The organism is Paraburkholderia fynbosensis (assembly GCF_902859935.1).
GTDB lineage: Bacteria > Pseudomonadota > Gammaproteobacteria > Burkholderiales > Burkholderiaceae > Paraburkholderia > Paraburkholderia fynbosensis.
On record NZ_CADIKI010000006.1, the window covers coordinates 163,631 to 188,046 of the forward strand.

The 24,416-nt window shown below is 63.7% G+C and carries 20 protein-coding genes; 7 read left to right on the forward strand and 13 right to left on the reverse strand.

All coding sequences use genetic code 11. The features are described from left to right. Window positions 1-69: 69 nt before the first annotated feature. From HV770_RS12115 to HV770_RS12130, 4 genes are all read right to left on the reverse strand, one after another. Window positions 70-1,569 carry an efflux transporter outer membrane subunit gene (locus HV770_RS12115; protein ID WP_175159861.1) on the reverse strand — a complete coding sequence of 500 codons (1,500 nt, stop codon included), beginning with the start codon at window positions 1,567-1,569 and terminating at the stop codon, window positions 70-72. Then, the gene (locus HV770_RS12120; RefSeq protein ID WP_175159863.1) at window positions 1,569-2,792 is read right to left on the reverse strand and encodes an efflux RND transporter periplasmic adaptor subunit; all 1,224 of its coding nucleotides are present in this window, start codon (window positions 2,790-2,792) and stop codon (window positions 1,569-1,571) included. Before HV770_RS12120 ends, HV770_RS12115 begins: the two co-directional genes overlap by 1 nt. Window positions 2,793-2,821: 29 nt before the next feature. Continuing rightward, window positions 2,822-6,118 carry an efflux RND transporter permease subunit gene (locus tag HV770_RS12125; protein WP_175159865.1) on the reverse strand — a complete coding sequence of 1,099 codons (3,297 nt, stop codon included), beginning with the start codon at window positions 6,116-6,118 and terminating at the stop codon, window positions 2,822-2,824. A gap of 385 nt (window positions 6,119-6,503) precedes the next feature. Continuing rightward, the gene (locus HV770_RS12130) at window positions 6,504-6,938 is read right to left on the reverse strand and encodes a VOC family protein (protein ID WP_175159867.1); all 435 of its coding nucleotides are present in this window, start codon (window positions 6,936-6,938) and stop codon (window positions 6,504-6,506) included. A 162-nt stretch (window positions 6,939-7,100) separates the two neighbouring features. On the opposite strand from HV770_RS12130, the gene HV770_RS12135 reads away from it, so the two are divergent. From HV770_RS12135 to HV770_RS12145, 3 genes are all read left to right on the forward strand, one after another. After that, on the forward strand, window positions 7,101-7,985 hold the full coding sequence (locus HV770_RS12135) for a LysR family transcriptional regulator (RefSeq protein WP_175159869.1): 885 nt from the start codon (window positions 7,101-7,103) through the stop codon (window positions 7,983-7,985). Window positions 7,986-8,167: 182 nt separating this feature from the next. Then, window positions 8,168-8,806, forward strand: a complete 639-nt coding sequence (locus HV770_RS12140; protein ID WP_121321262.1) for a LysE family translocator — start codon at window positions 8,168-8,170, stop codon at window positions 8,804-8,806. A gap of 68 nt (window positions 8,807-8,874) precedes the next feature. Further along, window positions 8,875-9,234, forward strand: coding sequence for a hypothetical protein (locus HV770_RS12145; protein WP_175159871.1), 360 nt, complete (start codon window positions 8,875-8,877; stop codon window positions 9,232-9,234). Window positions 9,235-9,252: 18 nt separating this feature from the next. Here HV770_RS12145 and HV770_RS12150 read toward each other — a convergent pair whose 3' ends face one another. Next, entirely contained in the window at window positions 9,253-10,965 is a 1,713-nt protein-coding gene (locus HV770_RS12150; protein ID WP_175159873.1) for a SulP family inorganic anion transporter, read from the reverse strand. Between the two features lie 835 nt (window positions 10,966-11,800). Here HV770_RS12150 and HV770_RS12155 point away from each other — a divergent pair. After that, window positions 11,801-12,658, forward strand: a complete 858-nt coding sequence (locus tag HV770_RS12155; protein ID WP_175159875.1) for a PA4780 family RIO1-like protein kinase — start codon at window positions 11,801-11,803, stop codon at window positions 12,656-12,658. A 115-nt stretch (window positions 12,659-12,773) separates the two neighbouring features. On the opposite strand, the gene HV770_RS12160 is transcribed toward HV770_RS12155, so the two are convergent. The 6 genes from HV770_RS12160 to HV770_RS12185 form a co-directional block, all read right to left on the reverse strand. Continuing rightward, window positions 12,774-13,826, reverse strand: coding sequence for a LacI family DNA-binding transcriptional regulator (locus HV770_RS12160; protein WP_175159877.1), 1,053 nt, complete (start codon window positions 13,824-13,826; stop codon window positions 12,774-12,776). Window positions 13,827-13,874: 48 nt separating this feature from the next. Continuing rightward, window positions 13,875-15,080 (reverse strand): ABC transporter ATP-binding protein, encoded by a 1,206-nt coding sequence (locus HV770_RS12165; RefSeq protein WP_175159879.1) that lies wholly within the window; start codon window positions 15,078-15,080, stop codon window positions 13,875-13,877. A gap of 9 nt (window positions 15,081-15,089) precedes the next feature. Then, the gene (locus HV770_RS12170; RefSeq protein WP_175159881.1) at window positions 15,090-16,004 is read right to left on the reverse strand and encodes a carbohydrate ABC transporter permease; all 915 of its coding nucleotides are present in this window, start codon (window positions 16,002-16,004) and stop codon (window positions 15,090-15,092) included. Then, window positions 16,004-16,963: a carbohydrate ABC transporter permease gene (locus HV770_RS12175; RefSeq protein WP_175159883.1), complete on the reverse strand. Its 960-nt coding sequence runs from the start codon at window positions 16,961-16,963 to the stop codon at window positions 16,004-16,006. The genes HV770_RS12170 and HV770_RS12175 overlap by 1 nt, the downstream gene beginning before the upstream one ends. Window positions 16,964-16,973: 10 nt before the next feature. Beyond that, entirely contained in the window at window positions 16,974-18,212 is a 1,239-nt protein-coding gene (locus tag HV770_RS12180) for an ABC transporter substrate-binding protein (protein ID WP_175159885.1), read from the reverse strand. 75 nt (window positions 18,213-18,287) lie between these two features. Next, a complete protein-coding gene (locus HV770_RS12185) occupies window positions 18,288-19,691 on the reverse strand; it encodes a GH1 family beta-glucosidase (protein ID WP_175159887.1) in 1,404 nt (467 codons plus the stop codon). A 560-nt stretch (window positions 19,692-20,251) separates the two neighbouring features. Here HV770_RS12185 and HV770_RS12190 point away from each other — a divergent pair. From HV770_RS12190 to HV770_RS12200, 3 genes are all read left to right on the forward strand, one after another. Then, window positions 20,252-20,554, forward strand: a complete 303-nt coding sequence (locus HV770_RS12190; RefSeq protein ID WP_175160164.1) for a VF_A0006 family four-cysteine protein — start codon at window positions 20,252-20,254, stop codon at window positions 20,552-20,554. A 289-nt stretch (window positions 20,555-20,843) separates the two neighbouring features. Then, a complete protein-coding gene (locus HV770_RS12195) occupies window positions 20,844-21,491 on the forward strand; it encodes a glutathione S-transferase family protein (RefSeq protein ID WP_175159889.1) in 648 nt (215 codons plus the stop codon). 157 nt (window positions 21,492-21,648) lie between these two features. After that, window positions 21,649-22,032 (forward strand): hypothetical protein, encoded by a 384-nt coding sequence (locus HV770_RS12200; protein WP_121321235.1) that lies wholly within the window; start codon window positions 21,649-21,651, stop codon window positions 22,030-22,032. A gap of 203 nt (window positions 22,033-22,235) precedes the next feature. Here HV770_RS12200 and HV770_RS12205 read toward each other — a convergent pair whose 3' ends face one another. Further along, window positions 22,236-22,694, reverse strand: a complete 459-nt coding sequence (locus HV770_RS12205) for a hypothetical protein (RefSeq protein ID WP_175159891.1) — start codon at window positions 22,692-22,694, stop codon at window positions 22,236-22,238. Between the two features lie 461 nt (window positions 22,695-23,155). Beyond that, window positions 23,156-24,379: a DUF2252 domain-containing protein gene (locus HV770_RS12215; RefSeq protein WP_175159893.1), complete on the reverse strand. Its 1,224-nt coding sequence runs from the start codon at window positions 24,377-24,379 to the stop codon at window positions 23,156-23,158. Window positions 24,380-24,416 lie beyond the last annotated feature (37 nt).

The following is a 24,416-nucleotide window of genomic DNA, read 5'->3' on the forward strand; positions in this document are numbered from 1 at the left end:
TTGAGTGTCCATTATACGAAACGCCTTCGAATTCCTCCTGCGTGCACGGATGCATCATGAACCGGCGGCTCACCTTGCGGGAGCCATCGCCTCCTGAGCGGCGGGCTGAGCGTCGTGCGGCGCGCCCGCGACATCGGCGCCGGCCTCCCAGCCGCCGCCGAGCGCTTTAACCAGCGCAACCGACAAGGTCATCTGCTGGCCGTGAATCTGCACGTCCTGGCGCTCGCTGTTCAGTAGCGACTGCTGCGCGGTAATCACATCGAGGTACGCCACGAGACCGCCCGAATAGCGGTCGGTGGCAAGCGACAGCAGACGCTGCGCATCGCTCACCGCTTCATGCGACTGCTTCGCCGCGCCGTCCAGCACCGACAGCCCGGTGATGCCGTCCTGCACCTGCTGGAAAGCATCGAGCACGGTCTGCCGGTAGGTCGCCTCGGTGGCCTGATAGCCCTCGCTCGCGAACTTGACGTTGGCCGCGCGGCGGCCGCCGTCGAACAGCACCTGGCCGACCGTCGCGCCGAGCGTCCACATCAGCGTGGGCGCGCTGAGCAAGCTGGCGAACTGCGTGCTCTCCCAGCCGATGCCCGGCGTCAGCGTCAGGCTCGGAAAGAACGCCGCCTTGGCGACGCCGATCTGCGCGTTGGCCGCCGCCATCGCGCGTTCCGCCGAAGCGATGTCCGGGCGGCGTTGCAGCACATCGCTCGGTACGCCGAGCGGGATCGCGGGCGCCTTCGCGTCGAGCACCTTGGCTTCGATCGCGAACTGCGGGGCCGGCACGCCGACCAGCGCGGCGATCGCGTGTTCGAACTGCGCGCGCTGATTCAGCAGCAGTTGCGCCTGCACGCGCGTCGAGTCGAGCAGCGACTTCTGCTGCAGTACTTCGAGGCCCGACACGGAACCTAGGTCGTGCTCGGACGTGACATAGTCGAGCGCCTTCTGCTGCAATTTCACCGACTGGTTCAGCACGTCGATCTCGGCGTCGAGTTCGCGCAGCGAAAAATAGTCGGTGGCGAGGTCGGTGGTGAGCACGAGCCGCGCATTCGCCAGATCGTCGGCCGATTGCTCCGCCGAAGCCCTGGCGCCCTCCACTTCGCGACGTATCCGGCCGAATAGATCAGTGTCGTAGTTGATCGTCGGCCCGAGTTGCACACTGTTCTGCACGGTCGATTGCGTCGGCGTCGCGTAGTTGGTCAGCGGCCGGTTCTGCGAAATCCTGAAGCGCGAGGCCGTTGCGCCGACATCCACTTCCGGCACGCGTTGCGCGCTGGCATTCGCGAGCGTCGCGCGCGCCTGCTCGTAGTGCGCGCTCGCCGCGACCAGGGTCTGGTTCTGCGCGAGCGCCTGGGTCTCGAGCGTGGCCAGCGTCGGATCGCCAAATGCGCTCCACCAGTCCGGCGCTATCGGCGCATGCGATGGCGCGGCGACGCGCCAGTACGAATCGGTGTGCCAGGCCGGCGGCACTTCGGCTTGCGGGCGTTGATAGTCCGGACCGACCGTGCACGCGGCCAGCAACGTGGCACCCGCTGCGCTTGCAATGGCGGTGAGCGTCCGGCATGGACCCGCGAACATCACGATGCCTCCTTACCGTTCTTCTGCGGCTGCGTGACCTGCACGTGATCGCCGTCCGCGATCGAATCGCTCGGGTTGATGATGATCCTGTCACCGGTCCCGATGCCGCTTTCGATTTCGAGCGTCTGCCCGAGGTCGCGCGCGATCACGACCTTGCGCAGTTCGACGTTGCCCTTCGCATCGACCACCGCGATGCGCGGCCCTTCCGCGCGAAACAGCAGCGCGTTGCCCGGCACTGACAGTTGCGCATGCGCCGCCGCCGGCACCGCGACCTGCACGTATGCGCCGGGGCGCAGCTTGTCGTCGGGATTGGGCAGCGTCACTTCGATCTGCAGCGAGCGGGTCGGCACATCGATCGCGCCGGAAATATGCGTGACGGTGCCGTGAAACTGCTGGCCCGGCAATTCCGCCTGCGTGACCACCACCTTCTGCCCCACCGACACGTTCTGCGCGTACGCCTGCGGCAATTGCACATAGACGCGCAATGGGTCCGACTGCGCGAGTGCGAACAGCGCGCGGCTCGTGCCGCTGCCCGCGTCGATCAGATCGCCGACGTCGACGTTGCGCTGCGTGACCACGCCCGCGAACGGCGCGACGATCCGCTTGAACGATTCGAGCTGCTGCAGCCGCTTGACGTTGGCATCGGCGGCCGCGAGGTTGGCGACGTCCTGCGTATAGGTGCTTTGCCGCTCGTCGAGTTCCTGCTGCGATACCGCATCGCGTTGACGCAGTTGCTGCCAGCGCTCCAGCGAGCTTTTCGCGAGGCCGAGGCTCGAACTGATCTGCTGACGCTGCGCGAGAGCCTGCGCGAGTTCCTGATCGATCTCGGGCGTATCGAGTTCGGCGAGCAGTTGGCCCTGCTTCACGCGTGCGCCGATGTCGGCGTACCAGTGCAGCAGATAGCCGGTCGAGCGCGCGTAGATCGGCGATTCGACATAGCCGCGCAAGGTGCCCGGCAGGAGCGTGTTGCCGCCGCCTTCGGTCTGCTTCGGGCTCACCACGTTCACGTACTGAATGGCGTTCTGCTGCGTAGTCGTCTCGACGGAGCGGCTTTGCAGCACGTTCGCGATCACGGTGCGCAAAGCGCCCAGCGCGAGCAGCGCCAGCACGATCCAGAGCGCGATCTTCGCGCGCTTCCATTCACGGTGGCGCGGCGGCAGCGCGTGCCCACCTTCGGTTTCTCGCGAGGGAATCGCCAGCGATGCATGTGTTTTTTCGGTCATCTCAGTCAGCCATCTCAGTCAGCCGTCATTTAACTTGATGCGGGCCGGGGAGCGCCGCCGTGGTCCGGCGTGGGGCCGTCGGGGTGGTCGTTGCCGTTGCCGCTATTGCCGCCGTTCTTACTCTGGTCGCTCCGGTCACCTTCGTCGCCGTTGCCGCCGTGACCCGCTTGATCCGCGTCGTCGTTGCGATGACGGCGCGCGAGGCGGGTATGGATGCTCGCGAACACGACCGGCACGAAGAACAGCGTGGACACCGTCGCGAACAGCAGGCCGCCGATCACCGCGCGGCCGAGCGGCGCATTCTGCTCGGCGCCTTCGCCGAGACCGAGCGCCATCGGGATCATGCCGATGATCATCGCGAACGCGGTCATCAGCACCGGGCGAATCCGGCTCGCGCCGGCTTCGAGCGCGGCGGTGAGCGGCGGCGCACCGGCGCTCAGGCGCTGACGCGCGAAGGCGACCATCAGAATACTGTTGGCGGTGGCGACCCCCATCGTCATGATCGCGCCGGTCAGGGCCGGCACGCTCAGATGCGTGCCGGTCAGAAACAGCATCCACACGATGCCAGCGAGCGCCGCCGGCAACGCGCTGACGATGATCAGCGGATCGACCCACGACTGGAAATTCACCACGATCAGCAGATACACCAGCACGATCGCCACCGCCACGCCCAGCCCGAGACCGAAGAACGAGCTGCGCATGGTCTGCACCTGGCCGCGCACGACAATCTGACTGCCGCGCGGCAGCGACGCCCGCACGTTGTTGACGAGCTTGTCGACCTGATTGGCCACGCTGCCCAGATCGCGCTTCTCGACGCTCACGTACAGGTCGATCACCGGCCTGATGTTGTAGTGCGAGATCTCCGCGAACTGGTTTTGCGGCGAGACGCGCACCAGGTTGCCGAGCAGCTGCGTGGGCCCGGTGGCCGCACCCGACACCGGAGTGCGCAGCAATTCGTCGATCGACGACACCTGATACTGCGGCGTCTGCACCGCCACCTTGTACTCAACGCCGTTCTTGTTGTTGATCCAGAATCCCGGCGACGTTTGCGAACTGCCCGATAACGAAATGAGCACGTTCTGCGCGACGTCGTTCGCACTCAGGTTGAGCTGCTGCAAGCGCGTGCGGTCCATCTGGAGGTTGATCACCGGTTCGTCCAGTTTTTGCTGGATGTGCGTGTCGACCGTGCCGGGAATCACCCGCACCTGCTTCAACAATTTGCGCGCGACCTCCAGGTTGCCCTGCTGGTTCGCGCCGGAAATCTGCACGTCCACGGCGGCAGGCAACCCGAAGTTGAGAATCTGCGTGACGATGTCGGCCGGCTGGAAGAAAAACTCCACGCCCGGAAAGCGTTGCGGAAGGATCGTGCGCAGCTTGTCCATGTACATCTGCGTCGGCTTGTGGTCTTCGTTCAGCGCGATCTGAACCTCGCCGTCGAACGTGCCGATCGTGCCCGCGTTGCTATACGACAGGTTGATACCGCTATAGGGCAAGCCGAGGTTGTCGAGAATCGTGCCGAGTTCTTTCGGCGGCACGACCTCGCGGATTACCTTCTCGACTTCGTCGGCGAGACGCGCGGTTTCCTCGATACGCGTGCCGGTCGGCGCGCGAAAATGCAGGCGGATATCGCCCGCGTCGACAGTCGGGAAGAAGTCCTCGCCCAGCACCAGGACCAGACCCAGCGAGACGATGCAGAAGCCGAGAAACACGCCGCCGAACCTGCCGCGACGCACCAGCAGGCTGCTGAGAACCACGATGTACGCGGATCGCATGCGCTCGAACCCGCTATCGAAACGCCGGTAAACGCGCGTGAACAGATTCGGCTTCGCATCGGGCTTGGGTTTGTGCGCGTGACCCATGAGCAGCATCGCGAGCGTCGGCACCAGCGTGCGCGACAGGATGTACGACGCGAGCATCGCGAACACCACCGCTTCGGCGAGCGGCACGAACAGATAGCGCGCGACGCCGGTCAGGAAGAACATCGGCACAAACACGATACAGATACACAGCGTCGAGACGAGCGCCGGAATCGCGATTTCGCCCGCACCGTCGAGAATCGCATCGTGCAGATTCGTGCCCATATGCAGATGCCGCTCGATGTTCTCGATCGTCACGGTGGCATCGTCGACGAGAATCCCGACCGCCAGCGCGAGCCCACCGAGCGTCATGATGTTGATGGTCTGCCCGAGCGCATGCAACACGATCAGCGACGTCAGGATCGACAGCGGAATCGAGATCGCGATGATGCAGGTGCTGCGCCAGTTGCCGAGAAACAGCAGGATCATCGCGGCGGTCAGTGCGGCGGCGATCAACGCTTCGCGCACCACGCCCTGCACGGCCGCTTTCACGAACACCGACTGATCGAACAGTGCCGTGATGCTCAGGTCCGGCGGCAATGCGGCACGCGCGCTCGGCAACAGCCCTTTCAACGTGTCGACGATCGACAGTGTCGAGGCGTTGCCGTTCTTCATCACCGACATCAGCACGCCGCGCCGTCCGTTCTGCCTCACGATGTTGGTTTGCGGCGAGTAGCCGTCGCGCACGTGCGCGACTTCACGCAAATAAGTCGTCGCGCCGTTGAGCGTGCGCACCGGAATATTGTTGAGCCCATCGAGCGTGTCCGGCGAGCCGTTCATATTGACCGTGTATTCCTTCGGTCCGATCTTGGCTGTGCCGGTCGGCAGAATCAGGTTTTGCGCGTTGAACGCGTTGACCACGTCGGTCGGCGTCAGCCCTTTGGCAAGCAATGCGCGCGTGTCCAGGTCGACCGAAATCAGCCGCGACTTGCCGCCGTACGGATACGGCACCGCCGCGCCGGGAATCGTCACGAGTTGCGGGCGCAGGAAGTTCAACGCGGTGTCGTTGAGATCCTGCTCCGAGAGCTTCGGGCTCGACAGACCGAGCTGGATCACCGGAATGCTGGAGGCCGAATAGCTGATCACCAGAGGCGCGGTCGCGCCCGGCGGCATCTGCTTGAGCTGCGCCTGTTCGACGGCCACGGTCTGCGCGATCGCGGTCTGGATGTTCGCGTTCGGCTGCAGGAACACCTTCAGGATCGAGATACCCGCGAGCGATTGCGATTCGATGTGCTCGATGTCGTTGACCGTGGTGGTCAGACTGCGCTCGTTGACCGACGTGATGCGGTTGGCCATGTCCTCGGCCGACAAACCCGTATACGTCCAGATGATGCTGACCACCGGAATATTGATTTCCGGCAGCACGTCGACCGGCGTGGTGAACAGCACGAATGGCGTCGCCAGCAAGATCAGAATGGCCATCACGATGAACGTGTACGGCCGTTTAAGCGCTACGTTGACGATCCACATTGAAACGCGCCCGAGAGAATGCAGGTAAGAGATGGGTAAGTCAGCGCGTATGCTAGATCGGTAGCCCCAACGCCTGCATGGCGCGAAAATGGCGCAAATGTCAGGAAGTAAATCGTAAGCCTGTGCGGCGTTTCAACTTCGCCAGTATTTGGCGACAGGCAAACGTTTGTTGAGAAAAGATACGCCCTGTTGCGAGCACGTTGCGTCGCGCGATATGTGGCGGCATCCGGAGATATCCAGGAAACATGCTTTCAGTTTGATTTGTGCAAAGCAAGTACGTCGCACGGCGCAACGCGCCTTACCCGACGTGTCAGATGAAAAAACCGGCCGCCCCTTTCGAGGCCGGCCGGTTTTTCCCGACGCGTGCCAGGTTGGTTCGTCACGCTTACCTGGCGAACAGCGCCGACATATCGGCAAACGCCTTGAACTCCAGCGCATTGCCCGACGGATCGAGAAAGAACATCGTCGCCTGCTCGCCGACTTCGCCCTTGAAGCGCACATGCGGCTCGATGATGAAGTCGATGCCCGCCTGCTTGAGCTTGTCGGCGGCGGCCTGCCATTGTTCCATCGACAGCACCGCGCCGAAGTGGCGCACCGGCACCGCATCGCCGTCGACCTTGCTGGTCTGACGGTGGCCGATCTCTTGCGGCGCGAGGTGCGCGACGATCTGATGGCCGTAGAAGTTGAAATCGACCCACGCGTCCGAGCTGCGGCCTTCCGGGCAGCCCAGCAGTTCGCCATAAAACTCGCGGGCGGCGGCGAGGCTGTGGACAGGAAACGCCAGATGGAACGGCGGCAAAACGTTTTCGGCAACGCTCATGATGGACAACTCGCTGACTGGAAGTGGGGGTGGGTGCAATTGGCGTGGCGCCGCACAGGCTGCCTGCGCGAAGCCCAGCTCAGTGCAATTTTAACCATGACCAAAAGTGGTGAAAAACGATATATATTTGATCTGACCATCACTCATTTCGATCAATCGATCATGCTCAGCGAGCTCAAGACCTTCCTCGCCGTCAGTCAGTACGGCACGTTTTCTGGCGCGGGCGCGCGCATTGGCCTCACGCAATCGGCGGTCAGCGCGCAGATGCAACGGCTCGAAGCGGAACTCGGCTTTGCGCTGTTCGACCGCACCGGCCGCTCCGCGACGCTCAACGACGCCGGCCGCGAAACGCTCGCGCTCGCCGAGGAAATGATGACGCTCTACGCGCGGCTCTCCGAACGCGGCGCGGTCGCGGCGGAAAGCGGCATGCTGCGGGTGGGCGCGATCGCGTCCGCGCAAGTGTCCTTTCTCGCCGACGCGCTCGCCCGCTTTCGCAACGACCGGCCCGGCTGGCGGATTCGCGTGGTGCCGGGCGTGTCGCTGGGTCTGCTGGGCCAGGTGGATTCCGGCGAACTCGATCTGGCCGTCATCATCAAGCCGCCGTTCGCGCTGCCGTCCGAACTCGAATGGCGCACGCTCGTCAGCGAGCCATTCGTGCTGCTCGTGCCGAAAAAGCTCGCGCGCGGGACGCGTTCCTGGCGCGAGGTGCTCAGGAGCGAGCCGTTCATCCGCTATGACCGCACGTCGTTCGGCGGCCGGCTGGTCGAGCGTTTTTTGCGGCGCTCGCGGCTGAACGTGCACGACGCGATCGAACTTGACGAGTTGCAGGCGATCGTGCAACTGGTCGCGCGTGGGATCGGCGTGGCGCTCCTTCCGAATACGGCGGGGCTCGGCAAGTGGCCTGCGAGCGTCGCCGCACTCGAACTGGGCGACGCGACCTTCCAGCGCGAGATCGGGCTCGTGCAGCGGCCGCGGCATAGCCGGCAGGCGGTGGCGGATGACTTGGCGGAATATGTCGGTGTGGCCGCTGGGCGGCGTCGGGCTTGATGCAGGGCCTGGCGTTGCCGATTGTCCTGCCGCGCGGACCTTCAACTGTATCTGTGAGACCTGCGCCACCGCGCGCAGAATCGTCGTTCGCCCATCGGATCACACATTGAATCGCGAACCCGATCCGCCTTCGCGCCGCGTCTCGCGCGTCGCGGAAACCGCCTGTCACCGAGTGCCCGCCCATGATCGCCAGCCCCTTTCTCAGCGCCGATGTCCTGATCGCCTACAGCGCCTATTTTGTCGGCACCGCGAGCCCGGGGCCCAGCAATCTCGCGATCATGTCGCTGGCGATGAGCTCGGGCCGACGCTCCGCGCTGACTTTCGCGCTCGGCGTGGTGTCGGGTTCGTTTTCGTGGGCGTTGCTGGCGTCGCTCGGACTATCGGCGGTGCTCGCCACTTACTCCGACTGTCTGACGGCGATCAGGATTGCCGGCGGCCTCTATCTGCTGTGGCTCGGCTTCAAGTCCGCGCGTTCCGCGTTCAGCGCCGGCAAATTGCCCGCCGCGGCCGCGCGGCCTGACGAGCCGCTCAAGCGCCTCTATCTGCGCGGCCTGCTGCTGCATCTCACCAATCCGAAAGCGGTGCTGGTCTGGCTGTCGATCGTTTCGCTGGCCATGTCGCCCGCGCGCGGAGCGTCGCACGTGCTGCCGGTGGTGCTCGGCTGCATGGTGATCGGCGTCACGGTGTTCAGCAGCTACGCGGTGCTGTTCTCGACCGCGTCTGCCCGGCGCATTTACGCTGCGATCCGGCGCTGGCTCGACGGCTCGCTCGCCATCATGTTCGCGATTGCCGGCATCAAGCTGCTGACCTCGAAAAGCTAGCGCCTTCGGCACGCGCCGCCGCTCTGCGATACTGATGCCGTGAAAACCGACGCGGACCACTGAACACGATGAGCGGCAGCAACAGGATGAACCCGGCGGCACGACGCACGCCTTGGCAAAAACGGTGGTATCGGGCGGGCGCGGCCGTGCTGTTCGGCGCATGGATCGCGGCGGCGCTGATCTATGCGAGCGCCGCCCCGCCCGACGACGCGCTCGCGCGCTACAGCGCCGTCGATCCGCGCTATCAGGTCGAATTGCAGCGCATCGGCGGCAATGCGGCGGTGCTGATGGCGCAGCTTCATCAATGGTTCGACGGCCTGTGGCACGGCAGAGCGCTCGCCGCAACGGTGGCGGTAGTGGGCCTCGCGGCCGCCGGCGCCTGCGTTTTCATCGGCTATTTTTTCGACGACGACGCACCTGTGCGCTAACGCTCGCAACACCCTCCGCTACGACTCGGGCTTCACCTGCGCGTGCGGTTTCTCGACGCCCGCCGCGCGCAGTGCTTCATGCAGCGTGGCGAAGATACAGCGCGCCTCGACGAGCGGCGTGATGCCATGCCGGTCCATGTCCGAGCGCAGATAGCGGTTCACGCGCGCGAAGATCACTTCGATGCCGCCGCGCTTGAGCGCCACGCACAACTCACCCACCGAACGCGCCGCCGAATAGTCGAGGTCGGTGATCGCGCTCGCGTCGATCACGAACGAGCGCACCAGGTTCGGCGCGCCTTCGATCAGGCGGCGGGTATCGTCGACGAAGAAATGATCGTTCGCGTAAAACAGGTCGGCGCCGAAGCGATAGACGATCAACCCCGGCGCGGTCTGGATGCCGGGCATGGCCGGCACCGGCACCCACATGCCGTCGTCGCCGGGCGCGAGGATCATCGTGTGCGGCCGGTAGCTGTGCCGCACGTGACGCAGCAGCGATAGCGCCACCGCCACGAGGATGCCGTGCTCGACGCCGATCAGCACCACCGCCGCCGCGGTGAACACGGCCAGCGCAAATTCGCCGGGGCTTTCGCGGCGAATCGCGAACAGCGTCTTCAGATCGATCAGGCCGATCGCGATCGTCAACACGATGCTGGCAAGAATGCAGTGCGGCAGATATTGCAGATAACGGCTGAAAAACAGCAGCACCGCGACCACCACCGCCGCGAACGCGAGGTGCGCGAACTGGCTGCGCGTGCCGGCGCGATCGGCCATCGCGGTCTGCGTCGGACTGCCGTTGACCACAAACGCACCCGACACCGCCGCCGCCGCGTTGGCCGCGGCGATCCCGAGCAGATCGGCGTTGGTGTCGACGGACTCGTGATAGCGCTCTGCGAACACGCGGCTCGCGGCTGCGCTTTGCGCGACGATCATCACAAAGCAGGAGGCCGCGACCGGCACCAGATCGAGCAACTGCTGCCACGTCACCGACGGCAGGCGCAGCGGCGGCAGGCCGCCCGCCACGGGCCCGAGTACGGCGATGCCGCGCGCCGCGAAACCGTAGTGATCGCTTGCCGCAATACCCGCCAACACGGCGATCAACGGCACCGGCAGGCGTGGCAGGAAGCGCTTGCACGCCAGAATCGCGACGACCACCAGCAGCGAAATGGCGAGCGTCGGCGGATCGATACGCGCCGCCTCGCGCACGACGAGCATCAGTTGATCGATACTGCGCGCCGCGTGCCCCGGCACGCCGAGCATGTCGCCCAGCATCGCGATGCCGACCTGCACGCCGACCCCGGCGAGAAATCCGACCAGCACGGTGCGCGAGAGGAAATCGGCGAGAAAGCCCAGTTTGAAAATCCGCGCGATTAGCAGCAATGCGGCGGTGAGCAACGCGACCATCGCGGCGAGCGACGCGTAGTCGGCGCTCCCCGTGGGCGCCATCGTAGAGAGACGGCTTGCGAAGATCGTCGCGGTGGCGGAATCGGCGGCCACGACCAGGTGCCGCGACGCGCCGAAAAAAGCAAACGCGACGAGCGGCAGAAAGACGGTGTAAAGCCCGGTAACGGCGGGCATGCCGGCAATGCGCGCATAGCCGAGCACCTGCGGAATATCCATCGACGCGAGTTGCACGCCGGCGAGCGCATCGCGCGCCGCCGCGGCACGGCTCAAAGGAAGCAGGCCCTTCAGCACGCCGACGCGCGCGGTGATATTCGCCAGAAAATCTCGCATACGCGATGCAGCCCCACACTTAGGTTATCGCGCATCGTGCCGCGACTCGGCACGCGAAAGCAAGACCTGATGGGCAGGAGATCGCCGGCTGGAGAAAGAGCCGGGAGCGAATCAGCGGAAGAACCGGAAGCAGACGGCCGCAAGCAGGCATCGTCTGGCAGGACTGCTGCCAGTGCCCCCGCTTCGGCAACTGCAAGGAATCAACGCTTGAAATGACCTGTCTGCGGATCCACATGCCGCGCAAAACCGAACAGCGCGACGATGCAGATTGGACAGACGAGCAGAACAACGGCCAACATCACACACCCCGTAACATATTGTTACTGGTGAGTTTAAGCGATCTGCATGGAAAATGAATGAGGGAAACCGCAAAGCACTGTTGCCAATAATTAAAATTATTTTTGACAAATGCCCGAAGCGGGGAAAGGTGAGAAGGCGGTGAAGCAGGCAAAAAACATCGATAAAACGATGATTTTGCACAGCTAGAGGACATTGCGCCTTTAGACCGGCTCGCCAGATCGGCGGTTGCACCGGCAGTCTACTGGCGGCGATTAGATGAGCGCTCCCAGTGATTCGCCGGGACCGCACCCGCCGCTACGACCCGCGGCTGACATTCTCGACGTTCGCCTCGCCAGGCACGAGACGAGGCAACGAGCGGGCCGGCGACCTCGGCCTCGAAGCCGCCCGCATGAGCGCCGCTTGCCGCGTGGCACCCGTTCATCCGGCCGCATCGTCGCTCTACCTTATAATCCGGCATGATCCGAATCCCCCCGCACACGCCCTCGCAGGCGCCCGCCCTGCGCCGCCGCACCGCCCTCCGCACCCCGGCGGCCGCATGAAAACCCCAAAACGTCTACTCCCGCTGGTCGAAGAAGGCCTGATCGACGAAGTCATCTCGCAGTTGATGAGCGGCAAGGAAGCCACCGTCTACGTGGTGCGCAGCGGCGATTCCACGCGTTGCGCGAAGGTTTATAAGGACGCGAAACAGCGCAGTTTCCGCCAGGCTGCGTCCTATCGAGAAGGCCGCAAGGTCAAGAACAGCCGTGAGCAGCGCGCGATGGAAAAAGGCAGCCGCTACGGCCGCGAAGTGCAGGAGCAGGCGTGGCAGAACGCCGAAGTCGACGCACTGTTCCAACTCGCGAACGCGGGCGTGCGCGTGCCGCAGCCCTTCATCTGCACCGACGGCGTACTGCTGATGGAGCTGGTAACGGATGCCGAGGGCAACGTCGCGCCGCGTCTGAACGACGTGGATCTGAGCGAAGCACGCGCAGTCGAATTGCATGCGCAGCTGCTCAAGGAAGTGGTGCGGATGCTGTGCGCCGGCATGATCCACGGCGACCTGTCCGAGTACAACATCCTGCTGGCCGCCGACGGCCCGGTGATCATCGACCTGCCGCAAGCGGTGAATGCCGCGGGCAATCTCGAAGCGCCCGCGATGCTCGAACGCGATGTCGACAATCTCGCCGCGTATTTCGGCCGTTTCGCGCCGGCGCTGCTCGACGCCGGCTACGGCAAGGAAATCTGGGCGCTGTACGAAGCGGGCGCCTTGCACGTCGATACGACATTGACCGGTCATGTCGAACAGGACACCACGCCGGTCGATCTGGACGCCGTGCTGCAGGAACTCGAAGATACGCGGCTCGATGAAGAAGCGCGGCTGCGCTACGAAGAGTCGCTGCGCAGCGGGACGTGAGGCGAGCAAGCCGCTTCAGCCGTGCACGAGGCCGCTTCAGGGCGGCAATGTGAAGCGTGCCTGATGCGTCCGGAAGCGCCCGTGAGCCGCACATGAACGGCCCCACGAGGCAACGCTACGAAACGCGGCCCGCCCGCCCCGGCTTCCCCGAAGCCGCCGGCCCCGCCACCGGGCCCACCGATTCCCGCATCGTCACGCTCACCGGAAACTCGCGGAAAATCTCCCACGTGGTCCGGTAGCACTGGTTGACGAGCCAGCGCACCGCGTTCTGCGTCAGCTCCGCGGTCGGGATGTGCACCGACGTCAGCCCGGGCGCGGCGTAAGCGGCCGAATAATCGTCGTCGTAGCCGATCACCGACATATCGTCCGGCACGGCAATGCCCGCCTGGTGCAGGCGCGCGAGCGCGCTCACCGCCATGGTGTCGTTCGCGCAAAAGAGGCCCGTCACGGGCCGCTTCGAATCGAGCACTTTCTGTGTGGCCGCGTAGCCGCCCTCCGGCGAGAAGTCCGATTCGATCAGCGTGACGTCGTCGCGCGTGATGCCGCTACGCGCTAGTTCGTCGAAGAAGCCTTCGAGCCGCGCCTGGTTGTCCGACGCGCTGAACGGCCCCGAAATCACCGCGATGTCGCGGTGTCCGTAATCGAGCAGCGTGCGCGCGGCGAGTTCGCCGCCGCGCCGGTGATCGGCGCAAAACGACGCCTCCGGCAATTGCTCGAACGCCCGGTTGAGGAACACCATTTTCGGGTGCATGCGATGCAGCATGTTCAGGTCGTCGTCGTGCAGATCGTGGCTGATCACCACCACGCCGTCGCAATCGCGGCCGATCAGAAAGCGCACCGCCTCGATCGCCTGCTCGCGCGGCGACACTTCTCCGCAGCCGGTCGCCACCACCACGTGACGGTGCACCGCGCGTAGTTCGGCATCGGTCTGTTTGAGAATCGTGCCGTAGTAAGAGCCGAAGAAGGTCGGCACGAAAATGCCGATCATGCCGAGCGACTGCGTCGCCATCGCCCGGCCGATCGACGACGGACGGAAGTTCAGCGCCTCGATTGCCGCCTGCACGCGAGCGGCGGCATCCGCCGAGATCGGCCCTTTACCGGAAATGGCGCGCGACGCAGTCGACATGCCCACGCCGGCCAGTGCCGCGACATCCTTGAGAGTAGCCACGCGGTTCTCCGTCAAACCATGTTGATTCCAACGACATCGTTGCCAGCGCTACAAACGAGCGCCGCCTGCGTCGTCGAACAGCGAGACATGCGCGGCGTCGAACGAGAACGCCACGCTGTCTCCAGGCGCGAGCGGCGTCTTGCTCTGGTCGATCGATGCGATCTGCTCGCCATGATAGTCGAGCCAGACGACCCGGTGGTTGCCCATCGGCTCCACCAGCGAAACTTTTGCACGCTCGGGGAGCGCCTCGCCCACCCGCACGTCTTCGGCGCGCACACCGAGCACGCACGGCTGCCCTTGCGGCGGCGCGTTTTTGAAGGCATAGGCCGACACGTCGAGCCGCCAGTGCGCGGTGCAAAACTCGATCGAGCCTTCGCGCGACGCCAGCGTGCCCTTGAGCAGATTCATCGCGGGCGAGCCGAGAAAGGTCGCGACGAACAGATTGTCGGGGCGCGCGTAAACTTCGGCGGGCGTGCCGAACTGCTGGATCACGCCGCCGCGCATGACCGCCATGCGGGTGGCAAGCGTCATCGCTTCGACCTGATCGTGCGTGACGTAGATCATCGTCGCGCCGAGGCGCTGATGCAGTTGCTTGAGTTCGCGGCGCAGTTCGGTGCGCAGTTTCGCATCGAGATTCGACAGCGGTTCGTCGAACAAAAATACGTCGGCTTCACGCACGATCGCGCGGCCGATCGCCACGCGCTGCCGTTGCCCGCCCGAGAGTTGCGCCGGTTTGCGCTTGAGCAGCGGGCCGAGTTGCAGCATCTCGGAGGCGAGCGCCACGCGCCGCGCGATCTCCGCCTTCGGCGTGCCGTTGATGCGCAGCGCGAACGACAGATTGCGCTCGACGCTCATGGTCGGATACAGCGCATACGACTGGAACACCAGCGCGATGCGGCGGTCCTTCGGATCGGCGCAGGTCATGTCAACGCCCGCGATCTCGATGCTGCCGTCGCTCACGTCGATCAGCCCGGCAATGCTATGCAGCAAGGTGGACTTGCCGCAGCCCGAGGGGCCGAGCAGCACGACGAACTCGCCGGCGCGCACGTCGAGATCGAGATTCTCGATCACGGTGTTCGCGCCGAGGCGAATGGTCAGATCGCGCACCGCGACGTTGGCCGGGTTCGTGAGGCCCGCCGCGTCCGCGACGCCGGGCACGCTTGCCGCGTCGGCGCCCGCGCCGGTTGCCACATTCCCCAACGGACTGCCCAGCGCATTGCCTACCGCATTGCTCACATCAGCCGCGTTTGTCATGCCCTTGCCCTATCCCTTGACCGCGCCCGACGCAATGCCGCGCACGAACCAGCGACCCGAAATGAAGTAGACCGCGAGCGGCACCATCGACGTCAGAATGGTCGCCGCCATGTTGACGTTATAGAGGCGCTCGCCGGTCGTCGTATTGATGATGTTGTTCAACTGCACCGTCATCGGCAGGTTTTTGGTGCCCGCGAACACGAGACCGAGAATGAAGTCGTTCCAGATGCCCGTCACCTGCATGATGACCGCGACCACGATGATCGGCGTGGACATCGGCAGCATCAGTTGGACGAAGATGCGCCAGAAGCCGCCGCCGTCGATGCGCGCCGCCTTGAACAGCTCCTGCGGAATCGACACGTAGTAGTTGCGGAACAGCAGCGTCATCACCGGCATGCCGAAGATCGTGTGAATCACGACGATGCCCGGCAGCGAGCTGAACAGATGCACGCTCGCCAGCACGCGCACGAGCGGATAGACCATCACCTGCACCGGAATGAACGCGCCCATCAGCAGCACGCCGAACAGCAGGCCCGCGCCGCGCGGCCGCCAGAACGACAGCGCATAGCCGTTCACCGCGCCGATCGCGATCGACAGCACCGTGCTCGGCACGACGATGCGCACCGAGTTCCAGAAGCCGACCCGGATGCCGTCGCAATCGAGCCCGGTACACGCGGACTGCCACGCGGCGCTCCATGCGTCGAGGGTGAAATGCGCCGGGAACGCCAGCAGATTGCCGAGCCGGATCTCGCTCATCGGCTTGACCGAGGTGACAAGCATCACGTAGAGCGGCAGCAGGAAGAACAGCGCCGCGCTCAGCAGAAACGCGTAGACGCCAAGACGCGCGGGCGTGAATGCCGTGCGCCGCCGTTTGTGCGCGCGGCTCGGCGTGCCGCTTTTCAGCGGCGGACTGAGCGTGTTCATCACACCTCCTTGCGCAGCGCCGCGCGGCTGCGGGCATAGAAGAACGGCGCGAGAATCGCGAGCACCGTCGCCAGCAAGACGATCGAAGCGGCCGATGCGAGACCGATATTGGCGCGCCCGAACAGATAGTCCATGATGAACTTGGCCGGCACTTCGCTCGCAGTGCCGGGGCCGCCCTGGGTCATCGCGACCACCGCATCGTAGAGTTTGACGACCATCACGAACAGCAGCACGAACGCGGTGGAGATCGACGGCCCGAGCATCGGCACGACGATGCTCGCATATACGCGCCAGCGCGGAATGCCGTCGATGCGCGCGGCTTTCCACAGTTCATCGTCGATGCCGCGCAAGCCCGCGAGCAGCAGCGCCATCACCAGACCCGAGGCCTGCCACACCGTCGCGATGACGATCGTGTAGATCACCCAGTCCTGATCGACGATCCAGTCAAAGCGCGCGTGCGCGAAGCCGAGCTTGTGCAGTACGGCCTGCGCGCCGAGCTCCGGATTGAGAATCCATTGCCACACGAGCCCGGTCGCGACGAACGACATCGCGTACGGATAGAGAAACACCGTGCGCAATGCGCCTTCCGCGACCACGCGCTGATCGATGAAGATCGCCAGCAGCAGCCCGATCACCATGCACGCGACGATGAAGCACACGCCATAGATCACGATGTTCTGCAGCGACTGCAGCCAGCGGTCGTTATGAAAAAGCCGCACGTATTGCGTGAAGCCCACGAAGGTATCGGAAGGAAACGTGCGCGAATTGCTGAGCGACACACGCGCGGTCCAGACCATCGTGCCGAGATACGCGAACACGACGGTCAGGATCATCGGCAGCAGCGCGAGCCACGCCGCGATGGAAAACCGCTTCTTCAGCGGCTTGTGACGCGGCCTGCGGCGAGGCCCGTTGCGGGGCCGGTCGCCGGAGCCGGTGGCCGGCAGCTTGAGCGCGTGCATCGCCGCCCGCCTAGCTCTTCAACGCGCTGGCAAACGCTTTCTGCGCGTCGTCGACCGACTGGTTCTTGTTCCAGAAGTTGGTGACGACGTCGATCAGCGCACCCTGCGTGTCGGGCGAGAGCAGCATTTCCGGATTCGGCAACTGCCGCGACTTATCCTTCATGATCGCAATGCCCTCCTTCGCGCAGATGTCGAGACTCGCGGCATCCACATCGGGACGAATCGGAATAGAGCCCTTCTTCGCGCTGAACGCGACCTGCGCGGACGGTGAGGTCATCACCGTGGCGAGCAGATTCTGCGCCTTGATCGCGGAAGGGTTGTCCGTCTTAGGGAAGACGAACACGTCGCCCGCGACCAGATACGGCGAATGCGGACCGAAGCCGGGGAAGCAGCCGAAGTCCTTGCCCGCGCTCTGATTGGCCGCCGAGAATTCGCCCTTGGCCCAGTCGCCCATGATCTGCACCCCCGCCTTGCCGGAGATCACGAGCGCGGTCGCGTCGTTCCAGTTGCGGTTGGGCGAGCCCGGATCGACGAAATCGTGCAGACGCTTGAACGACGCCAGCACCTTCTTGAACGCATCCGAATTCACCGCCTTCTGGTCGCGATCGCGATACACCTTCAAGTAAAGATCGGGACCGCCCACGTCCGCGAGCACCGCGTCGAACGTGATCTTTTCCTGCCACGGCTGGCCGCCGAGCGCGAGCGGAATCACGCCCGCGGCCTTCAGCTTGCCGAGATCGGCGATGAACTCGTCATAGGTCTCCGGCTCGGCGGTGATGCCGGCCTTCTGGAACACCGGCTTCGAGTAGAAGAACCACGCCGGCATGTGGATGTCGACGGGTGCCGCATAGTAATGGCCCTTCACCTTGATGCTGTCGAGGATCGACGATGGGAACACGGTGTTCCAGTTCTCCTTCGCGGCGACATCGTCGACGTTGTTCAGCAGGCCCTGATCGATCAGGTCGTGAAACTGCTTGGACGTATTGAATTGCGCGGCCGTGGGCGGATCGCCGCCGACGATCCGGTTGATCGCCGTGGAGCGCGCCTGATCGGCGCCCGCGACCGCGTTGTCGACCCACTGGCCGCCGGCCTTGTTATACGCATCGGCGAACTGGCGAATCGCGGCCGATTCGCCGCCCGAGGTCCACCAGTGAATCACGTTGGCCTTCAGAGGCTCCGCCTGCGCGACGACGCCATACAACGCCAGTGCCGCAACTACGCCTCGCAAGACCATTTTTTTGCTGTTCATTCCGTCTCCTTCAGGCTTTGCGCCCGTGTTTCAAGTCGACATGCCAACCAGCTTTATCTGCTGCTCCGTCAATCGTTACGTCCTTGCTCCGCGCTCCTTCAAAAACTTCGCGACCAGCTCCGCGCTGCGTTTGAGCGTGCGCTTCTGCGTCGCGTAATCGACATGCACGATGCCGAAGCGCCGCTCGTAGCCGAACGCCCACTCGAAGTTGTCCATCAGCGACCAGAGGAAATAGCCGCGAATCTCCACCCCCGCCGTGATCGCCTCGTCGACCGCGGCGAGATGGCGCTTCAGGAAGGAGATGCGCTGGCTGTCGTCCACCTTGCCATCGCTCAGCTGATCGTCCGAGGCCATGCCGTTTTCCGTGATGTAGATCGGCGGCAGGTTGGCGTAAGTGTCCTTGAAACCGGTCAGCAGGTCGCGCAAACCGTCGGGGTGCACCTCCCAGCCCATCTGCGTGCGCTCCACGCCTTCGAGCGGCACTTCCTTGAAACCGTGCGCGCCGTCGCTCGCGACGTTCGTGCGGAAATAATAGTTGATGCCGAGGAAGTCGAGTGGCGCGGAAATCGTTTTCATGTCGCCGTCGAGCACGAGCGGTTCCGTGCCCGGCCACAATTCGAACAGGTCCTGCGGATATTCGCCCTTGAGCAGCGGGTCGAGAACCCACGCGTTGTGCTGGACTTCGAACAGATGCGCGGCGCGCTGGTCGGCAGCGCTATCGCTATTGGCCGTGCCGCGGCCGATGTTGGCGACGATGCCCTTTTGCGAACGCGGATCGTTGGCCCGCAGCACCGGCACGGCGAGACCGTGCGCGAGCAGCAGATGATGCATCGCCTGCGTCGCGAAGCGGCCGTTGGCGAGGCCCGGCGCATGATGGCCGTTGCCGTAGCCGAGATACGCGGAGCACCACGGCTCGTTGAGGGTTCCCCATGCGTCGACCGAGCCGGCCAGTTCGCGGCTCATCAGGTCGGCGTAGTCGGCGAAACGGTACGCGGTGTCGCGATTGAGCCAGCCGCCGCGATCTTCCAGATGCTGCGGCAAGTCCCAGTGATATAGCGTGACGAAGGTCGTGATGCCCTTCTCTTTCAGGCGCGCGAGCAGGCGCTTGTAGAAGTCGATGCCCTTGCGATTCGGCGTGCCCGCCGCGTCCATCACGCGCGGCCATGCGATCGACAACCGGTAGCCTTCGAGGCCGAGCCCCGCCAGCAGATCGACGTCCGCTTCCCAGCGATGGTAGTGATCGCAAGCGACGGCGCCGGTGTCGCCGGCCAGCACCTTGCCAGGCGTCGCCGAGAAGGTGTCCCAGATCGACGGCAGGCGGCCGTCTTCATGGATCGCGCCTTCGATCTGATACGCCGCGGTGGCCGCGCCGAGCAGGAAGTTCTTGCGCCACAGCGACGAGTCCGCGGGCGGCGTGAAAGGATCGGCGAGCGAATGGGGGGAGACCGGATCCAGTACTGCGGATGTGTCGTTTGCCATGGATTCTCCTGCGCTGAGGTCGTCGAACCGGGTGTGACGGAGCCGTCCTTCAACCCATGTGAATGCTTGGGTGGAAGCGCTTCCACACCGACCAACGAACGATAGCAGTGGCGGATTCACTGCAGCAATCAGGGTTTGTCTGGAGCGGTCGTGGCGTTTGGGTTCATGTGAGTCAGAAGCCTGTTCGCTCGCGTCTGAACTCGGGCGGTGCACGCTGTGCATGGCTTACGGTTCGATGGGAACCGCCTCTGGCTCCATGGCTTTGGGTTCAGGCTGATGGCTCTGACTACCCGCGCAACGGCAAAAAAACTGGGCGCATTTGTGGTCTCGATCAAAAGCATTTCAAATGCAGAAAGTTCGAGAACTACCGATTCAATCGTATTGCATAAAGCGGTGATGTTGAGACGACAGTGCTTGCGCTTCTTCCCGCATTTTTTCATATCGCCTGCATGATCCTGCCACTCAGTTTTGACCCGGTTTCAGCCGGCCATTGCATCAAGAGCATCGAGGTACAACATGATAGGATCGAAGTCTCAATCGCTGCGTCTCGCCCAGAATCCATGCGCACCCTCGCCTGTCTGCTTGTCTCGCTCACGCTCACATCGCCGCTCCCGGTCCTGGCGCAAGGCATCGGCAATCCCGACTATGATCGATGCATCCTGCAATCGCTGAGAGATAGTCAAAGCAGCGTAGCGGCGAACGCGATCAGACGCTCGTGCGAAGCGCTTTACAGAAACGGCGCGCTGTTATTGCCTCGGGAAAGGTCGTATCACGTGTGCGTCCTGGAGAATTTGCAGACTGTGAGAAGTCAATTGGCGATTCAACAGATCCTGCGAGCATGCCAGCGCCAGAATCAGATGTGAGCGATAGTTCGTTACTCAGTAAGCCGACCCATCCACGCGACGAGCGCATTGGTCACGCAAGATTGGGATATGAACGGCTCGAAAGCGTGCCGATTCTCAATAGGCGCCCCCCGTCATGACAAAAATAGCCACCCTTGTTTTCCGCGCAAACGCAGTCAAGGCCGAATGGAGAACGACCGCGCATTGTCCCGCTTGTCCTTTGCATTGGCGCGCGTAGAATCGTCACTAGTCTTCGAGCAGGCATTCAAAAAACAAGAGGTCGAACCGATCCCTCATGAATAACCGCCCAATGAAGCTCTATTTCAGCCGCAACTACAATCCGCGCCTCGCCGTTGCCGTGGCGCGCTATCTGAACTCACCGGTCGAGTTTGAATTCGCTTCCCCCTTTTCGCCAGGCGAGAGCGAGAAGTTTCTCAAGCTCAATCCAAACCAGTGTCTTCCCATTCTGGTCGAGGGGGAAACGTCGCTGTGGGAAGCGGACGCGATCGCTTGCCGGCTCTCGCGCCTCGCCGGGTCCGACTTCTGGCCGACAGGCGACGCCATGCCGGATCTCATCCGCTGGATCAGCTGGGGCTACTGGAATTTCGTGCGCGCCTGCGATCAGGTTCATTTCGAACGAGTGACCAAACAGCGTTATGGCCTCGGTCCGATCAAGCACGAGCTCGTCGAGGCTGGCCTGAGCCGGTTCGCGTCCTCGGCCGTGATTCTGGAACAGCATCTCGCGCACAGGGATTGGCTCGTCGGCGGCGAACCCACCTACGCCGATTTTCGCGTCGCCTGCGTACTCCCGTTCGCCCAACTCGCCGGCCTGCCGCTCGCCGATTTCTCGCGCGTCGAAGCCTGGCATGCGCGGCTCATGGAGATCCCCGCCTGGCGAGATCCATTCGCAGGGCTCGACGCGCCTGAACTGCCCCCGCTCAGAGCGGAAGCGAAATGACTCACGGGGCGTTCGTCATTGCGACCCCGCAGCCGCGCGACACGAGCTCGGCGACTCGCGCTTGAGGGTTTTCCTTAGTCTCCGGCACGGCAACATGCTAATGGTTGGCCGTCGACGGACATGCTAGGATTTCTTTCAAACAACTCCGGAAACTGCTATGCCGTTCATCTGCGAAAACGTTGAATGTCGTGCCGTGCTGGCGCGTGGGCAAGTCAGATCCACCCACGAGGACGAGAGGTGGTACTTCTACTGCCCGGACTGCAAAGCCAGGAACGAGTTGAAAAATATCGGCATACCTGGCGGTCCTGTCGAGTTGATTCAGCCAGAAAGATCCGACCTTCCGCATAAGGTCATAGCGACTGCCCGGCCATTGGAAGACGGCAAGTACGCAGCGCAATTGCGCGTTCAAAGGGCACTTAGTATGAAAGGTGTTTACGCGGCCGAAGAGCACTGGGAGCAGCTCGGTGTATTCCTCGACGCGCAAGAGGCCGTCGCGCACGCGAAGTCCAAGGCGGCAGACTTGCTGGAGCGAAAAGCCTAGTCTCGAGCGGGCGTTTCATTGCGACGTAGTGATGAATGCGCGGATCTTCACGGCGCATCACCGTAGATCCGCGCGCCGTCATGCCGTACGGTGCGCATGCCGTGCAGAAGCGATTCACCTTTCCGCACGCTCCGAAAAGCGGCAGAAACGAATTCCGCAACTCTGCGAAGCAATGTGAGTGGCTCTAATCGACCCGCCTTAACTCACGAAGCACCACTAACAGAAAGTTTGACAAATAGCCTGGCCGCTTCGTTGCCATGGGACAAGGCGCGCAATGCAAGGGAGAGCGCTAGCTGTGCGTCGTGAGAGACTGCGCTACGATCCTGATCGAAGAGCTTGACGGCGTGACGCATATGCTGCGCCGCCTGCGTGTGAAGCTCCACGGCGGCCGCATGATGTTTTGCCACGTCCGCGCCACTGACGCTCGTGCCGCTCGATGGCGGCACTGTCGCGGGCGTACTCGCGTTATGCGCGCCTGCGTCGTGAGCCTGATCGATCGCGTGCAACGTATGGCCGTGCGCCATCATCGCCTGATGTGCGGCGTGGGCAAAGTCCCGCCCGTCCTCGAAATGACGCGCCGCCTCGCGGTGATGTCGCGCGGCCTGCTCGTGATGTGACGCCGCGGCTTCGAGATGACCCTTCTTGCTGTGCTTCGTGTTCATGCCGGCTCCTGTGCAATTCAGGACAGACTCCGATGGCGACCGATTCGAAGGCATTCGCGGGTCGCAAACTGCAAGACTCCTAATCTACACGCACCCACGCTTTCTGTGGCGTTTGCGTGTCGCGGAAAATCGGCGTCACGTTGCGTCTGCGGCTGGCGCCATGTCCACAGAACAGGCCGGGGTGTACCCGGCCTGCTGGGACATTGGATGCCCTGCGACTTCGATCGCGCTGCCTTGACGAGTCCCAGTTGTTGCAGCGCGGTCAAGCCATCGTCCAGCCCGATCTCTTCGACTGTCTTGCCGTCTTTGAGCCGTTGCATGGTCGTGCCGGTGAAGCGCATTGTCCGACCCGTCGCAGCCGGCAGCGATCCCATGAGGAAATCGCTGAATGCCGGACCGCTTTTCCGTGCCTTTGACCTCGCAGGAAGAATGTGCGATGTAGTGCGCCGAATGCCAACGCATCAATGCCCCTCAGCGCTTGCCCCTACTTCAAACCCGCCCCGATCGAAAGCCTCGCAATACACCTTCCAGTCATCCCCAACCTGCGTCGCGCATCGCGTCGCAAGATCGATCAGCGGCAACTGCCAGTCTTTACGATTGCCGAACACAATCAGCTCGTCGGCAATCGACGACTTCTGCCGTCCGCCGCTGCGCAGATGCGCCCATGCGCTCAATTCGGCCATGCTGTTGATCACCGCCTCGAGCCGCGGCAGTTTGCCGTTCCAATCGCTCAACGCGACCCGGTCTTCCGACGGCTGCAGGCTGCGCAGCACATACGAACGCTGATTGAAATCGACCGCATGCAGGAACGCCTGCGAGACCGCCTGATTGCGCCGCTGCACTTCGACAACGCGCTGCGCCTCGGTCTGCCACGGCGGCTGCGGCGTGTGCAGATGCGGCGTGACCGACGAAGGCAGCGCCTCTTTCAGATCGATCAGATAGTTGCCATTGGGTGAGCCCTTGCCTTCGACGAGAATCACATAGCGGTCCACACCGAGACTGCCCGTGCCGGCGATCCGCCGCGCCACGTCGAGGATGCGATAGAAGTCGGGATTGGGCTCGCTCGCGGCGAACCGCTGCATGAATTGCGTGACGGCCGCGCGCTGTTCGTCGCTCACGGGCAGTGCTTTCTTGCCGTCCACTTTTAACACACGCGTCTTGCCCTTGAGCACCGTGCGCCGCTCCAGATGCGCCACGCGCGTGCGGCTCCCCAGTGCATCGAACAGATCGCGCACCATACCGACCGAGGTCTCCGCCTCGATCCAGCGCGACTTGCCCACCGCGAGCGCCGCGCCGTAGGCATCCACCGCGGTGTGGCAGAGCGCCAGCGCCTGCGCACGGCTGAGCATGAGATCGGCGGCGCCGACCAGCACGCTCGTCAGCAGGCGCACCAGTTCGTAAAGCGCGGGCGCGAGACAGGCTTCGTCGAAATCGTTGTTGTCGAAGTAGATCAGGCGATTGTCGGCCTTGTAGCTGCCGAAATTTTCCAGATGCATGTCGCCGCAAATCCAGACCGGCGGCGCATCGTCGAGCACCTTCTCGCGGGGCAGACGCTCATAGAACAGATGACAGGTGCCGCGCAAAAATACGAACGGCGAACTGCGCATGGCTTTGTATTTCATCGCGAGCCGTTCGGGATCGCGCCCGGCGTTGAAACTGGCGATGATCTTCGCGATGTCGGGCATGGGCGTTCCGTTCATTGGGCACATTGCGGCGAGGCGG

Excerpts from the sequence above, each read along its gene's own strand:
- HV770_RS12145 (WP_175159871.1), top strand. The coding sequence starts at position 8,875 with ATGAGCGGCAGCAACAGGATGAACCCGGCGGCACGACGCACGCCTTGG.
- HV770_RS12215 (WP_175159893.1), bottom strand. The coding sequence starts at position 24,379 with ATGCCCGACATCGCGAAGATCATCGCCAGTTTCAACGCCGGGCGCGAT.
- HV770_RS12120 (WP_175159863.1), bottom strand. The coding sequence starts at position 2,792 with ATGACCGAAAAAACACATGCATCGCTGGCGATTCCCTCGCGAGAAACC.
- HV770_RS12175 (WP_175159883.1), bottom strand. The coding sequence starts at position 16,963 with ATGCACGCGCTCAAGCTGCCGGCCACCGGCTCCGGCGACCGGCCCCGC.
- HV770_RS12140 (WP_121321262.1), top strand. The coding sequence starts at position 8,168 with ATGATCGCCAGCCCCTTTCTCAGCGCCGATGTCCTGATCGCCTACAGC.
- HV770_RS12170 (WP_175159881.1), bottom strand. The coding sequence starts at position 16,004 with ATGAACACGCTCAGTCCGCCGCTGAAAAGCGGCACGCCGAGCCGCGCG.
- HV770_RS12190 (WP_175160164.1), top strand. The coding sequence starts at position 20,252 with ATGCGCACCCTCGCCTGTCTGCTTGTCTCGCTCACGCTCACATCGCCG.
- HV770_RS12125 (WP_175159865.1), bottom strand. The coding sequence starts at position 6,118 with ATGTGGATCGTCAACGTAGCGCTTAAACGGCCGTACACGTTCATCGTG.
- HV770_RS12185 (WP_175159887.1), bottom strand. The coding sequence starts at position 19,691 with ATGGCAAACGACACATCCGCAGTACTGGATCCGGTCTCCCCCCATTCG.
- HV770_RS12155 (WP_175159875.1), top strand. The coding sequence starts at position 11,801 with ATGAAAACCCCAAAACGTCTACTCCCGCTGGTCGAAGAAGGCCTGATC.
- HV770_RS12180 (WP_175159885.1), bottom strand. The coding sequence starts at position 18,212 with ATGAACAGCAAAAAAATGGTCTTGCGAGGCGTAGTTGCGGCACTGGCG.
- HV770_RS12165 (WP_175159879.1), bottom strand. The coding sequence starts at position 15,080 with ATGACAAACGCGGCTGATGTGAGCAATGCGGTAGGCAATGCGCTGGGC.
- HV770_RS12205 (WP_175159891.1), bottom strand. The coding sequence starts at position 22,694 with ATGAACACGAAGCACAGCAAGAAGGGTCATCTCGAAGCCGCGGCGTCA.
- HV770_RS12150 (WP_175159873.1), bottom strand. The coding sequence starts at position 10,965 with ATGCGAGATTTTCTGGCGAATATCACCGCGCGCGTCGGCGTGCTGAAG.
- HV770_RS12135 (WP_175159869.1), top strand. The coding sequence starts at position 7,101 with ATGCTCAGCGAGCTCAAGACCTTCCTCGCCGTCAGTCAGTACGGCACG.
- HV770_RS12200 (WP_121321235.1), top strand. The coding sequence starts at position 21,649 with ATGCCGTTCATCTGCGAAAACGTTGAATGTCGTGCCGTGCTGGCGCGT.
- HV770_RS12195 (WP_175159889.1), top strand. The coding sequence starts at position 20,844 with ATGAAGCTCTATTTCAGCCGCAACTACAATCCGCGCCTCGCCGTTGCC.
- HV770_RS12115 (WP_175159861.1), bottom strand. The coding sequence starts at position 1,569 with ATGTTCGCGGGTCCATGCCGGACGCTCACCGCCATTGCAAGCGCAGCG.
- HV770_RS12130 (WP_175159867.1), bottom strand. The coding sequence starts at position 6,938 with ATGAGCGTTGCCGAAAACGTTTTGCCGCCGTTCCATCTGGCGTTTCCT.